Origin of the sequence: Pseudoalteromonas sp. MB47 (assembly GCF_011319765.1) — a bacterium.
Classification (GTDB): Bacteria; Pseudomonadota; Gammaproteobacteria; order Enterobacterales; family Alteromonadaceae; genus Pseudoalteromonas; species Pseudoalteromonas simplex.
Window position 1 is genome coordinate 26,264 of the sequence record NZ_VFBD01000009.1, and the last position, 12,663, is coordinate 38,926.

Here is a 12,663-nt window from a genome sequence, read left to right on the forward strand (position 1 = left end):
TGTTTAAATTGGCTAAGCAGTTAAAGCAAATATTGCTTTAACTGCTGGTATGAATCAACAACACATAACGGCGTATGTTGTTGTAACTGCGCCGGACTATGGGCACCAAAACTCACTCCAATACAAGTAATACCTGCGGCATTAGCCATTGCCATATCCAATTGGCTATCGCCAATCATCACAGCATCACCTTTTGCGATGCCCTGCTCAAGTAAAATTTGCTCAAGCATATCTGGAGATGGCTTCGACTCAGCATCGTCAGAGCATTTTACATTCACAAAATACTTCACAAGGCCTGACTCATTAAGAAGCCTATCGATGCCTTCACGTCCTTTACCGGTAGCCACTGCCAATTGCATGCCTGCATCACTTAACTGCTTTAAAACGGATTCTACATCTTTAAATAAAGGTGTAGGTGTAACATCTAACTCACGGTACTGTGCTTTGTAACCTGCAACGAGTTCGTCGCTTAAATGTAAATGCGCCGGAAAAAGAACTTCAGTGGCTTTTGCCAGCGATAAACCAATAACGTCTTTTGCTTGTTGCTCTGTTGGAACAGGAATACCTAAGTCTCGCGCAGTATTTCGCAGGCAGGTAACAATTTTTGGCACAGAGTCCATCACTGTGCCATCCCAATCAAAAATAACCAGCTTAAACTTGTTCATTATCTGCACGTAGCTTTTTGATACAATTTTGAAGTGCATTATCGAGTGGCGCTTCAACATGCATGGTTGTTTCATTTTTAGGGTGCATAAAACGTAAATCGTGGGCATGTAAAAACAAACGATTTAAACCAGTCAGTTTATTCACGTATTGATCGAACTCTGCAACGCCATATTTATCATCACAAGCAATTGGATGACCTTTACATTGCGTATGCACACGAATTTGGTGAGTACGCCCCGTTACCGGCGACGCTTGTACTAATGAGCACTCAGCAAATCGCTCAAGCACACGAAAACGCGTGTGCGATGGTTTACCTTCAGTATTATCAACACGCACCACACGCTCACCAGACTTTAAGGTGTTTTTACGAAGTCCTTCGGTAACGTTTTTCGTTTTAGAATCCCATTGACCATCAACTAATGCCCAATAGTTTTTCTCCATGGTTTTTTCACGTAACTGTTTATGTAAATCAGTTAACACTGAACGACGTTTAGAAATAAGCAAGCAACCTGATGTGTCACGGTCTAGTCGGTGTACAAGCTCTAAACTACGCTCTTCAGGACGAAGTACGCGAAGTGCTTCGATTAAGCCATAACTTAGGCCACTGCCACCATGCACAGCCATACCCGAAGGCTTGTTGATCACCATTAAATACTTGTCTTCAAACAAAATGGCTTCTTCAAGTTGTTTTACTTTATCGAGTTTCTTTGGCACAAACTCTTCTTTTTCGGCCACTTTGATAGGTGGAATACGAATTACATCATTTAGTTGTAGTTTGTAGACAGGTTTTATGCGTTTTTTATTTACTCGCACTTCGCCTTTACGAAGGATTTTATAAACTGCACTTTTAGGCACACCTTTTAGGTGAGTAATAAGAAAGTTATCAATACGTTGACCTAGATGGTCTTCACCTATGGTAACAAACGAAACTTGTAAGCCGGTTTTTTCTGACATTGCCTAATCACTGATTTAAGTAAATAATTTAGTTGCTAACGCGACTGTAATAGTGGGATAATCACCGTCGCGAACATAAAGTTTGCAAGTAACAACGGTGCTTTTATCACATTAATACATTCGTGAAGCATATTCTGGGTTGCCGATCATACAGATCCGCGCTAAGTTTTCCAAAGCTTTTATAATTACCCAGCCAACACGAGCGTTCAATTATCGGCGATGCGCGTAATATATTGCCTGAATAATTTGAGCACGAATGTTGATTAATGAACATAAAAAGCAATTGAACAAGATAAATTGACTGATAGTGACGACGTAGCAACGTCATTCAGAAGCAGCTGTTGTAGCAAGACATTGAATAAAAATTTGAACATGGTCGACTTCGGGACAAAACTCGTAAATTAAAACCGCAGAATTGGCGGCAGTTTTGACACCTATAAGAATTTAATAACGTGACAACATGTTATTGTCAGCCACACTTAGTGATGCTCAATGTAAGCAAACAACTTCAGGTTTTGACTTTACCCAGTCGTGAGACTGCACAAAAACAACCGTCAGAAACCACTGAACAGACGAGTTTATACCGTCATGTCAGCGACAGAATTAGTAGAGTAACAATATGAAACGTATGCTAATCAATGCGACGCAGCAAGAAGAAATGCGCGTTGCACTGGTTGATGGCCAGCGCCTGTATGATTTAGACATAGAGAGCCCAGGTCACGAACAAAAAAAAGCAAATATTTACAAGGGTAAAATTACCCGTATCGAACCGTCATTAGAAGCTGCCTTTGTTGATTATGGCGCTGAAAGACACGGTTTCCTTCCTCTTAAAGAAATAGCTCGCACCTACTTCCCACAAGGCTATACATTCCAAGGTCGTCCAAATATCCGTGACGTGATCAAAGAAGGCCAAGAAGTCATTGTGCAAGTTGATAAAGAAGAGCGTGGCCAAAAAGGCGCTGCGTTAACGACTTTTATCAGCGTTGCAGGTAGCTATTTAGTACTTATGCCTAACAACCCTCGTGCCGGTGGTATTTCTCGCCGTATCGAAGGTGATGAGCGTACTGAACTTAAAGAAGCACTAAGCCGTTTAGAACTACCTAAAGGCATGGGCTTAATTGTTCGTACAGCAGGTGTTGGTAAATCATTTGAAGAACTAGAGTACGACTTAAAAGCACTATTAGTGCATTGGCAAGCGATTCAGCAAGCTGCTGATAGCGGCCCTGCTCCGTTCTTAATTCACCAAGAAAGTAACGTAATTTTCCGCGCAATCCGTGACTATTTACGTCGTGATATTGGTGAAATTTTAATTGATAAAGCACGTGTATTTGAAGAAGCGAAAGCGCATATTGAGCGTTTCCGTCCAGATTTCATGAGCCGCGTTAAGCTTTATCAGGGCGATGTACCACTATTCACTCACTACCAAATTGAAAGCCAAATTGAATCTGCTTTCCAACGTGAAGTTCGCTTACCATCAGGTGGTTCAATTGTAATTGACCCAACTGAAGCACTTACGTCTATCGATATCAACTCATCTAAAGCCACTAAAGGCGGTGATATCGAAGAAACAGCACTTAATACTAACTTAGAAGCAGCAGACGAGATTGCCCGTCAATTACGTTTACGTGACTTAGGTGGTCTTATTGTTATCGACTTCATCGATATGACACCACCACGCCACCAACGCGAAGTAGAGAATCGTTTAAAAGACGCTGCTCGTCCTGACCGTGCCCGTGTACAGATTGGTAAGATCTCACGCTTTGGTCTGCTTGAAATGTCGCGTCAGCGCTTACGCCCTTCATTAGGTGAAGCAAGCCAAGGTCCATGTCCTCGTTGTAATGGTCAAGGTACGATTCGTTCTAACGAATCAATTGCTTTGTCTATCCTTCGTTTAATCGAAGAAGAAGCAATCAAAGACAATACATCACAAGTAAATGCACAAGTGCCCGTGGCTGTTGCCGCTTACCTATTAAACGAAAAACGTCGTAGTGTTCAACGCATCGAAAAACGCCATAACGTTGATGTTGTGATCATTCCTAATCAACACATGGAAACGCCACATTACGAAGTAGTTCGCTTACGTAAAGACGAAACAATCGAAACTGTAAGCTACGAGCAAGTTGTTGCTCCTGAGCCAGAAGCATTTGAAATGGCTAAAGCGCCTTCAGCACCAGTTCGTGAAGAGCCGGTTCTTAAGGGTGTTGTTATGCCTACTACACCTGCACCTCAAGCTGCGCCAAAAGCTGAGCAAACAACGCCTGCGGCTAAAAAGTCAGAAGGTGGATTATTTGCTGCAATTGGTAAGTTCTTCAAGTCGTTATTCAGCAATGCCGAAGAAGAAGCTGAAAAAGAGCAAGAAGAGAAAAAAGCAGCACAAAGACGTAGCAATAATCGTCGCAACAACGACAACCGTCGTCGTAGCAACAACCAACGCCGTCGCAACTCTCGTAATAAACGCCCTGACGATGCACAAGCTAAAGAAGAAAACACAAATACTTCAAATAAGCCTGAGCAAAAAGAAGGTAACGAGAATCGCAACAAACGTCGTCGTAATTCTAACAACAGAAAACGTAATGAAAAACGCAATGATGATGTAGAGCAAACAAATAAAGACACTGCACCAGAGGCGAAATCTGAGCAACCAAAGGAAACTAAACCTAAGGTTCGTCGTCAACGTCGCAACTTACGCAAAAAAGTTCGCGTAACAGATGAAAGCGCAGATGAAGCAAAAGCAGTACAAACTACTGAAACAACTGAGCAAGCACCTAAAGCTGAAAAACCAGCTAAGCCTGCAAAAGAAAAAGTAGCAGTTGAAACTGAACAAGCAGAACAGCCTGTTGCTGAAAAGCAAGTACCTGCAGAACCAGTAAAAGCTGAGGCTGAACCTAAACAAGCAGAGCAAACTGAATCGGTAGTTGAAACATCAACTGATGAAGAACAAGCTCAACCTCGTACACGATCTCGTCGTTCACCTCGCCACTTACGTGCTGCAGGTCAACGTCGCCGTCGCCCTGAGCATGATGAAAAGTCGAGTGATGACAAAGCTGATGCGCCAGCATTTATTCCTGTAGCAGATCAAGCTGCTGCTGAATATGAAGCTGAGCTAAAGGCAAAACAGGCTCAGGCTGAAACTGAAGAACCAGTAAAAGCTGAAGAGCCTGTTAAAACTGAAGAACCAGTGAAAGCTGAAGAGCCTGTTAAAACTGAAGAACCAGTTAAAGCTGAAGAACCAGTTAAAGCTGAAGAACCAGTTAAAGCTGAAGAACCAGTTAAAGCTGAAGAGCCAGTTAAAACTGAAGAACCAGTGAAAGCTGAAGAACCAGTGAAAGCTGAAGAGCCAGTTAAAACTGAAGAACCAGTTAAAGCTGAAGAGCCAGTTAAAGCTGAAGAACCAGTGCAAGCTGAAGAGTCAGTTAAAACTGAAGAACCAGTGCAAGCTGAAGAGTCAGTTAAAACTGAAGAACCAGTGAAAGCTGAGGAACCAGTGAAAGCTGAAGAGCCAGTTAAAACTGAAGAACCAGTGAAAGCTGAAGAGCCAGCACAAGCTGAAGAGTCAGTGAAAGCTGTAGAACCTGCTAAAAATGAAAAAACTATTTTAGTAAAAGGTTCAGCAAGCGCTGCAATGGCAAAACCTACGCCTGTGGCAGATAGTGAGCCAGAGCCAACACCAGCGGCTATGGCGCATGACAAGCGTACAGCTATTCCAGATAGCGGTCTTCGTGCAGGTTCAATTAAACCTGCTGGCAGAGCCCGTGCTGATATGGCAAAAACCTTAGCGGCTGATTAATTTAGTCGCTTAAGTAAAAAAGCCGCGTTTATAACGCGGCTTTTTTGTATGTATTCTTCTTATAAAGCAATATTTTGTATACCTAGGTGATTTGCATAGCCACCTACAAGAACCTTATAAACCCCCTGCTCATCCGAATAAACACTGGCAGAAATATGTGAACTGCACCCCATTGCTCGGCCTTGTTCAAACTTGAAATGGTTTTCTTGCTGTACAAATACGTGTTTTGATAAGTAGCATGCAAGCGCGCCACTGGCGCTATCGGTTGCTGACTCTTCAGGTATACCAACCAAAGGCGCAAAGTTACGACAACTTGCGGTCAGCTCACTTTGCTCTTCACATAATTCAAAGGCATGCACACCAATCACATTATGCTGTTGGCAGAACTCGCTAAGCGCTGCCTCATCAATAACAATTTTATCTAAGTAGCCATTCGGCACAGCGACTATAATATCCGGCAATCCTGTAGTTATTACATCGATCGGCAAGCCAGTTTCTGCAAGAGTCGTTTCATCAAGCCCTAATAAGCCTGCAAGGTCGTCATAAGCAAAGTTGCCTAGGTATTTTGGCAAGGCTTGCTCCATGGTAATTTGCCCATCTTCGGCAATTGTTACACCTAACAAGCCCACTTTTGTTCGTTGAGTGTAATAGCCAGGTTTTAATAACCCTTGTTCGAAGAGCGTAGCAAACACAGCTAGGGTTGCGTGGCCACAAAAATCAACTTCTTCAGTTGTCGTAAAAAATGATACAGCAAAGTCAACTTCATGATCTTGCGCCACAAATGCGGTTTCTGAAAAACCTATTTCTTTTGCAATCGTCAGTTTTTCAGCGCTGGTGAGTGTATCTGCATTCAACACAACACCTGCTGGGTTCCCGCCTGTATTATTTGCACTAAAGGAGTTAACTAAAAATGCGGTTATTGTCATTATTGTATGCCTTGGTTTAAGTTAAATTCATAAAACAACATGCCATTTTCCTTAGATGCTTGCTCTTCAAAAGCCAACTTTTTTAAAAGCTTAATTGATGGTGTATTTGATTCATCAACACCAGCAATGAGCTTATGCCATTGTGACTGAGTATCAGCGAGGTTTATAAATCCCTGCAATAATTCAAATGCAAGGCCCTGCCCCCAGTACTGCTCAGCTAACAAATAACCGATATGAGCATCATGGTTTTCGGTATAGATAAATAAAAGCCCAACAATTTCTTGATGTTGAGATTGCACCATTAATAAGAAGCATTCATTAAGCATGTTAGCCAACCACTTTTCGGCAGCAGCTATAGAATCAATTCCTTGAAAATAACCCGGTAAATTTGCAACTACAGCGGGAGTTAAAATCGCTGGTAAAGCGTTAACTAAAGCAGTTTGCTCTGACTTTGCTGCATTAGAGTCTATTTCAATGACGTTTAGTCTCGGTGTATTAAATGAAATAGCCATCTAACCTCTTAGATCTTCAGCCGTAAAATTACTTTTAAATGTAAAAGCATGAGGAGTGTCGCCATTTTCACGAAGATATTGCAACCTTTCTAATGCCTCTTGAGGGGTTGGAATATGGTTACCTTCAATCCACCATAAAACATAGCTATCCTCTGCTAAGCGGTGAAACCATTCACCTTTTCTGCGCATGAAATCTCTGTGGTGGGTGCGAAACATAAAGTTTTTGAGATCTTCAACGCTTTCCCACACAGACATATTGATTATCATATTCGGATCATCAAACAATTTAATATTGGTGGCATCGCCTGATTCGTCTTTTAATCGCCATACAAAACCAACACTGTTTTCAGCAACGCCATTAATTAAATCGAGATTATCAACAAAATCTTTTATTTCAGGGGCATCCAATGGATATTTAGCAAGAGCAATATTTAGTTGGGCAAGTTTCATTTATGACTCTCCTTAGCCATCGGGGAAGTGTGTACCTTGAGTGTATTAAAACTAAGCGATATAGCAATAGCAACGTCATTGATATTAGTTAAATTCACCTTGCACAATTGCTTATAAATAAAAAAGCCCAGCAAGTGCTGGGCTATAAAACGAGTATTTATAATCTTATCGCTTAAAACTTAGAGCTTTAAGCTTGAGCCAAATTAACTTTCGTCTTGCTCCATAAAGCGCTGAAGCTGGTCTTTAAGATTAGGTGGAATACCTTTAATCACCAGTGTATCGGTTGCTTCGTTATACATTACGCGCTCACCTAAATGCTTACGTTCAAAGCTCACGCTAACACCGCCGCCCATGCCAGAGAACTTCACCATGCTAGTGACTGTTTTCTTATCAACAGGGAACGACTCTTCTAAGTCATAACTTTGCTCCTGGCAGAAGCTTTCAAATGGACTGTCGTCATTTTTCGATAAGGTTGCAGAAAGCTCTTTAACGCTGGCATCTTCACCTGTGGTTACGCAATCATTACAGTAATCAAAAACTTGCTTACGTAGCTCATCTTTTTCTGACTTGTCGTATTGTTGCTCAGATAAATAATCTTCTACAGCACTAAGCATAACTTGGCTTTGCTGTTTAGGATCAATGCCCTCTTCGCAGCCTAAAAAGTCTAAAAAGAAATCAGCTACTTTACGACCTGCACGACCTTTAATAAACGACACATAGCGATTATCTTCTGGTTGCGTATCCCACGCAGTTAAATCGACACGTGCAGCTAGTTGCATACGCGAAATATCTAAGTGACGAGATGAAGCTAAATCAAGCTCAGAAGTAATTGAGTAATGCTCTTTAATATTGATCATCGCAATTAACAAGAAGTCACTTGCAACATATTGATAATGGCAAAAAACTAAATAACCCGTTTCGTTAAAGGCATACTTATTTAACTCTTCTTTTAGCACATTCGTTGCTTGCTCTGTCATGTGCCAAAAGCCAAGTTCGTCGTTACGGTAACTTTGCATTGCCGAAGCAACAATACTGTTTTTCTCGCCGCTGAATGCACAGTAGCCTTTACCAGGCTTACCATTATATGCATGGTGTAGCTGCTCTATAAAAACGGCTACTTTATCGTTAACAACCATCTCATCATTGCGTAAATGAATATCTGTATCGTCATCTTTTTTGTCTACATAATGAACGACTAATTTTTTAACATCTATTGTCATCTTTGTTTTTCACGCCTCTGGTGTTAAAATACGGGAATATAACTCTTTTTATCGAACCAACTGATGCCTATCATATCAAAATATTCTAATGAGCAAGTAGAACAAATCGTTGATCAGCTGATTGATGTACTAACAGAGCACAAAGCGCCTGTTGATTTAAGCCTTATGTGTTTAGGAAATTCTATCACGCATATTTTAAAAGAGCATGTACCATCAGAGAAAAGACAAGCTGTTGCCGACAACTTTGCCAAAGCATTAGCGCAGTCGGTTAAATAAGATTTATGAATTTATCGCAACAAAGTCAGTTTTCTTCAAAAGTAAGTCAGCTTTTAAGTTGGGGCCATTGGTTCACCTTTGCAAATATAGGTTTAGTGCTATTTATTAGCTTAAGCTACTTAGTTGCAGACAGTGCACCGACAACCTTCATGGGCTATTTATACATGCTCGTGACCTGGTTAAGCCACACCAGCTTTATTACTTTTATTGCCTTTGTTTTAACGATATTTCCATTAAGTTTAGTGTTTCCATACCCTCGGCATATCCGAGGGATGGCAGCCATTATTGCAACCCTCGGCGCGTCATTCTTAACGCTTGATGCCTATGTTTATTTTAACTTGGGTTATCACTTAAACACGTCTGCGCTACCTGAAATCGTTTCTTTGTTGTGGCACCGCTTAACAAACTCACCGGCATTAACAACGATTCTTGCGGGCGGCATTGTGCTGCTAATTTTAGCGTTCCAGTTATTAGTCAGTAACTATACGTGGCACCACCTAGCGCGTTTAAAGCAATATAAGTTCCCGCGCTATGCAACCAGCACTATTTTAGTGTGCTTTGCACTTAGCCACAGTATTCATATTTGGGCAGATGCCAATTTAAAATTTGATATCACTAAACAAGATAATGTATTGCCGTTGTCTTACCCTACAACAGCAAAAAGCTTATTAGCTAAAAACGATTTGCTTGATTTAGAAAGCTACAAAGAAGCGCACGATGTGAGGCTTGACCCACATAATATCGATTACTTAGCACCTACTCCACTTGCCGAGTGTAAAGCTGAGTCGAGTGCGACTATCGATATTTTAGTATTTGAAAATAATGCTGACCTTGAGCAATTTGTTGCCACTGAGCCAGCATTACGTAAAACAGACTTGTTCTTACAACCTGTAGAAACCGAAGATACGTTATTTAGTTTAGTGTATGGCCTGCCAGCATTTTACAAAGCCCCTATTCTAGACAAACAGCAACTGCCTGCGTGGCTTGCTGATAATCGCTCAATTCAAATTAATGGTTTTGAGCAATTCGAATTTATTAATAACGACGACCAAAACCCAGCGGTTCGCCTTGTACGTGCAGACGCTACAACACAAGCACGTGAATCTGCTAATGCCGTGTTTGCCTTTAGTCTTGCACAGCAGAGCAATGGTATTGTTACAGCCTCTCGTTTATACAGCTCAGATAAAAAAGTTGTACAAACCGAAGGCCTTATTCAACCAAGTGATATTATCGCCACCAGCGTGGGGCATTACCTTGGTTGTAAAACACTCGCAAAACAAAGCATGTTGGGCAGTAACTTATACAAGCGCCATGACGACACGGGTGTTAATTACTCGCAAAATGTATTTATCGCATTCAAGAAAGACAGAATTACCCTGATTGATTCAGACGGTAATTTTAAAAACATTTCGGCAGCACAAGGCTTTGCCATTGAACAAGGGCTCGATATTCCGTTCTTAGTTCAAAGCATTAAAAAGCTGAAACGATATACGCCCTAGCGCTTATTGATAAATCAATATTTCGAGCTAGCTTTAGATATTAGACACCTTATTTGATTAGGAGACACGGACGTCATGAAAGCCATAATCATTTATCTAATATCACTTACTCTACTTTGTTTTACTAATACCTCACTTGCTGCAACCACAGAATACTATAAATGTGTCACAGACAGAGGCACTGTATTTAGTGAGTTCCCCTGTGGTAGCCGCGCAACCAAGCATAAAATTCAAGTAACCGATCCAGACTTACAAGCACCGCAAAACTTTGTTAAAGAGCTCAACGAGCTTGAGCGCCAGCAAATTATCAGAAACCTCGAAGCTGAAATTCGCAGCTATAAACACCGTTTAGATATTTTAAGCCGTGATCGAGACCGAGCTCAGTACCAGCAAGAACAGCGCTTAAACCGAATTTTGTCTGATAAAGAAGCTAAACAAATTAATAAAGACATTAAAAAGCAGCTAAAAGCAATTAACAAGCAATACGGGCGCGACGTAAAAAGCGTTAATAAAAAACTCGCAAATCTAGAGAAAAAACTCGCTCGCTATAATTAAATACACTTTACTATTGGGTTTGAAGAATAAATAACATATTCTTAACACCAATAGAGTTATTGCTCTATGTTGGTATAAGTAAGGAGTTTATATGCAGCCACAACACATTGCAGAGTTAATTTTATCTGGGTTTCGCAATCATTATAAACTCTTTCAAGCAATTACAGCCAAAGCACCACTCGCGTTTGCACATCGAGATTGGCAAAAAATAAATGAGATAAGCAAACTCAGAATTAGCCATTATGATGATCGGGTTAACGAAACCATTGCTAAACTCAAGTCGCTCAACGAACAGCAAATTATTACCTTAGATCAAACCTGCTGGCTCGAAACCAAACAGCTTTATCAGCAATTTTTGTGCTTTCACCCTCAGGCAGAACTCGCCGAAACTTTTTACAACTCAGTTTTTTGTCGTTTATTTCATCGTCGTTATTTTAATAATGACTTTATCTTTGTAAAAGCGACGCTTGCGGATGCCCCCGCACTACCAATGGAAGTTGAATACCGCAGTTATCACCCTGTTGTTGATGGCTTAAGACCCACGATACGCAAAATTATTAATCAGTTTGATTTTAAAGCGCCCTTTGTTGATTTAGAACGCGATATTCGCTTGCTGGTAAAAGCCTTTTATAAACAAGCGCCCGATACACATCACCAAGCATGGCAAATGCGCTTTGATATACTGCAAGCCCCGTTTTACCGAAACAAAGCGGCTTATATTGTTGGCCGCGTGGTATCAGAAAGTGGCGTACAGCCATTTATTATTGCGGTGTTACACCATGAAGACAAAGGGCTATACCTTGATGCCCTACTTACCAAATCATCGCAAATGCGGGTTATCTTTGGTTTTGCCCGTGCTTATTTTATGGTTGAAACCCATGCGCCATCAGCGTTAGTACGCTTTTTAAATCAACTTATGCCAAACAAAACCCTGGCAGAGCTATACAACGCCATAGGTTTTCATAAACAAGGTAAGACCGAGTTTTACCGAGAGTTTTTAAGTCATTTAGATCATTCAAACGATCAGCTTGTAATTGCCCCTGGTACACCCGGGATGGTAATGATGGTATTTACCCTGCCTTCGTTTGGTTATGTGTTTAAAGTCATTAAAGACACCTTTGGTGAAAGCAAACCCTTTGGCCGCGATACCGTACTAAAACGCTATCAATTAGTAAAAAGCCATGACCGTGTTGGCCGCATGGCCGATACCATAGAGTATTCGAACGTCGTATTTCCACTAGCTCGATTTGATAGTAAATTACTTGCAGAGTTACATAAAACGATTGGCTCTTCGATGATTATTGAAGGCGAATGGCTAATCATCAAGCATTTGTATATTGAAAGACGGATGACACCGTTAAATCTGTATCTTGACAATGCCAGTGAACAACAAGCGTTTGAAGCAATAGAAGAATACGGCCAAGCTTTAAAAGAAATGATTGCCGTAAATATTTTCCCTGGCGACATGCTGTTGAAAAACTTTGGGGTGAGTAAACATAATCGCATTATTTTTTACGACTATGATGAAGTTCAGTACCTAACAGACATGAACTTTCGCGCCTTACCAAAAGCAAAGTCGTACGATGATTACTTAACCAATGAGCAAAGCTACTCTGTAGCACCGCAAGATGTGTTTCCAGAGCAATTATGTACCTTTGTGACAGCAAACCCGGTGTATAAGCAATATTTATTGAGTACACACCCAGAGCTTGAAGATCCAGCCTATTGGCGACAAGCACAATACAATTATAAGCAAGGTGTAGTTAGCCACATTTATCCATACCCTGCTGCACAACGTTTTATCCATTATTGGTAAAC

General features: G+C 41.0%; 11 protein-coding genes. 5 read left to right on the top strand and 6 right to left on the bottom strand.

Annotated elements, in window-relative coordinates; genetic code table 11:
• Positions 1-20 precede the first annotated feature (20 nt).
• Both IMPJCBKJ_RS05905 and rluC read right to left on the bottom strand, forming a co-directional pair.
• Positions 21-665 (bottom strand): HAD-IA family hydrolase, encoded by a 645-nt coding sequence (locus IMPJCBKJ_RS05905; RefSeq protein WP_166339282.1) that lies wholly within the window; start codon positions 663-665, stop codon positions 21-23.
• A complete protein-coding gene (gene rluC, locus IMPJCBKJ_RS05910; RefSeq protein ID WP_166339284.1) occupies positions 652-1,620 on the bottom strand; it encodes a 23S rRNA pseudouridine(955/2504/2580) synthase RluC in 969 nt (322 codons plus the stop codon). Before rluC ends, IMPJCBKJ_RS05905 begins: the two co-directional genes overlap by 14 nt.
• A gap of 619 nt (positions 1,621-2,239) precedes the next feature.
• Between rluC and rne the strand changes: the two genes are divergently transcribed.
• Positions 2,240-5,407 (top strand): ribonuclease E, encoded by a 3,168-nt coding sequence (gene rne / locus IMPJCBKJ_RS05915; RefSeq protein ID WP_166339286.1) that lies wholly within the window; start codon positions 2,240-2,242, stop codon positions 5,405-5,407.
• 59 nt (positions 5,408-5,466) lie between these two features.
• Here the strand turns inward: rne and IMPJCBKJ_RS05920 are convergent, their stop codons facing one another.
• The 4 genes from IMPJCBKJ_RS05920 to yejK all read right to left on the bottom strand — a co-directional run bounded on the left by IMPJCBKJ_RS05920 (position 5,467) and on the right by yejK (position 8,515).
• Positions 5,467-6,333 (bottom strand): PhzF family phenazine biosynthesis protein, encoded by an 867-nt coding sequence (locus IMPJCBKJ_RS05920; RefSeq protein ID WP_166339288.1) that lies wholly within the window; start codon positions 6,331-6,333, stop codon positions 5,467-5,469.
• Positions 6,333-6,845, bottom strand: a complete 513-nt coding sequence (locus IMPJCBKJ_RS05925; RefSeq protein WP_166339290.1) for a GNAT family N-acetyltransferase — start codon at positions 6,843-6,845, stop codon at positions 6,333-6,335. Before IMPJCBKJ_RS05925 ends, IMPJCBKJ_RS05920 begins: the two co-directional genes overlap by 1 nt.
• Complete coding sequence (locus IMPJCBKJ_RS05930) at positions 6,846-7,295, bottom strand: DUF3291 domain-containing protein (protein ID WP_166339292.1); 450 nt, start codon at positions 7,293-7,295, stop codon at positions 6,846-6,848.
• Between the two features lie 203 nt (positions 7,296-7,498).
• Entirely contained in the window at positions 7,499-8,515 is a 1,017-nt protein-coding gene (yejK, locus tag IMPJCBKJ_RS05935) for a nucleoid-associated protein YejK (RefSeq protein WP_138618248.1), read from the bottom strand.
• Positions 8,516-8,578: 63 nt separating this feature from the next.
• Between yejK and IMPJCBKJ_RS05940 the strand changes: the two genes are divergently transcribed.
• The 4 genes from IMPJCBKJ_RS05940 to aceK all read left to right on the top strand — a co-directional run bounded on the left by IMPJCBKJ_RS05940 (position 8,579) and on the right by aceK (position 12,661).
• On the top strand, positions 8,579-8,791 hold the full coding sequence (locus tag IMPJCBKJ_RS05940) for a DUF1414 domain-containing protein (protein WP_036967930.1): 213 nt from the start codon (positions 8,579-8,581) through the stop codon (positions 8,789-8,791).
• Between the two features lie 5 nt (positions 8,792-8,796).
• Positions 8,797-10,290: a DUF3413 domain-containing protein gene (locus tag IMPJCBKJ_RS05945; RefSeq protein WP_166339294.1), complete on the top strand. Its 1,494-nt coding sequence runs from the start codon at positions 8,797-8,799 to the stop codon at positions 10,288-10,290.
• Between the two features lie 75 nt (positions 10,291-10,365).
• Positions 10,366-10,845, top strand: a complete 480-nt coding sequence (locus IMPJCBKJ_RS05950; RefSeq protein WP_166339296.1) for a DUF4124 domain-containing protein — start codon at positions 10,366-10,368, stop codon at positions 10,843-10,845.
• A gap of 91 nt (positions 10,846-10,936) precedes the next feature.
• Entirely contained in the window at positions 10,937-12,661 is a 1,725-nt protein-coding gene (gene aceK, locus IMPJCBKJ_RS05955) for a bifunctional isocitrate dehydrogenase kinase/phosphatase (protein WP_166339298.1), read from the top strand.
• Positions 12,662-12,663 lie beyond the last annotated feature (2 nt).

Bases quoted from the DNA above. Each gene is read 5' to 3' on its own strand.
- yejK (WP_138618248.1), bottom strand. From the start codon at position 8,515: ATGACAATAGATGTTAAAAAATTAGTCGTTCATTATGTAGACAAAAAA.
- aceK (WP_166339298.1), top strand. From the start codon at position 10,937: ATGCAGCCACAACACATTGCAGAGTTAATTTTATCTGGGTTTCGCAAT.
- IMPJCBKJ_RS05920 (WP_166339288.1), bottom strand. From the start codon at position 6,333: ATGACAATAACCGCATTTTTAGTTAACTCCTTTAGTGCAAATAATACA.
- rluC (WP_166339284.1), bottom strand. From the start codon at position 1,620: ATGTCAGAAAAAACCGGCTTACAAGTTTCGTTTGTTACCATAGGTGAA.
- IMPJCBKJ_RS05905 (WP_166339282.1), bottom strand. From the start codon at position 665: ATGAACAAGTTTAAGCTGGTTATTTTTGATTGGGATGGCACAGTGATG.
- rne (WP_166339286.1), top strand. From the start codon at position 2,240: ATGAAACGTATGCTAATCAATGCGACGCAGCAAGAAGAAATGCGCGTT.
- IMPJCBKJ_RS05950 (WP_166339296.1), top strand. From the start codon at position 10,366: ATGAAAGCCATAATCATTTATCTAATATCACTTACTCTACTTTGTTTT.
- IMPJCBKJ_RS05940 (WP_036967930.1), top strand. From the start codon at position 8,579: ATGCCTATCATATCAAAATATTCTAATGAGCAAGTAGAACAAATCGTT.
- IMPJCBKJ_RS05945 (WP_166339294.1), top strand. From the start codon at position 8,797: ATGAATTTATCGCAACAAAGTCAGTTTTCTTCAAAAGTAAGTCAGCTT.
- IMPJCBKJ_RS05930 (WP_166339292.1), bottom strand. From the start codon at position 7,295: ATGAAACTTGCCCAACTAAATATTGCTCTTGCTAAATATCCATTGGAT.
- IMPJCBKJ_RS05925 (WP_166339290.1), bottom strand. From the start codon at position 6,845: ATGGCTATTTCATTTAATACACCGAGACTAAACGTCATTGAAATAGAC.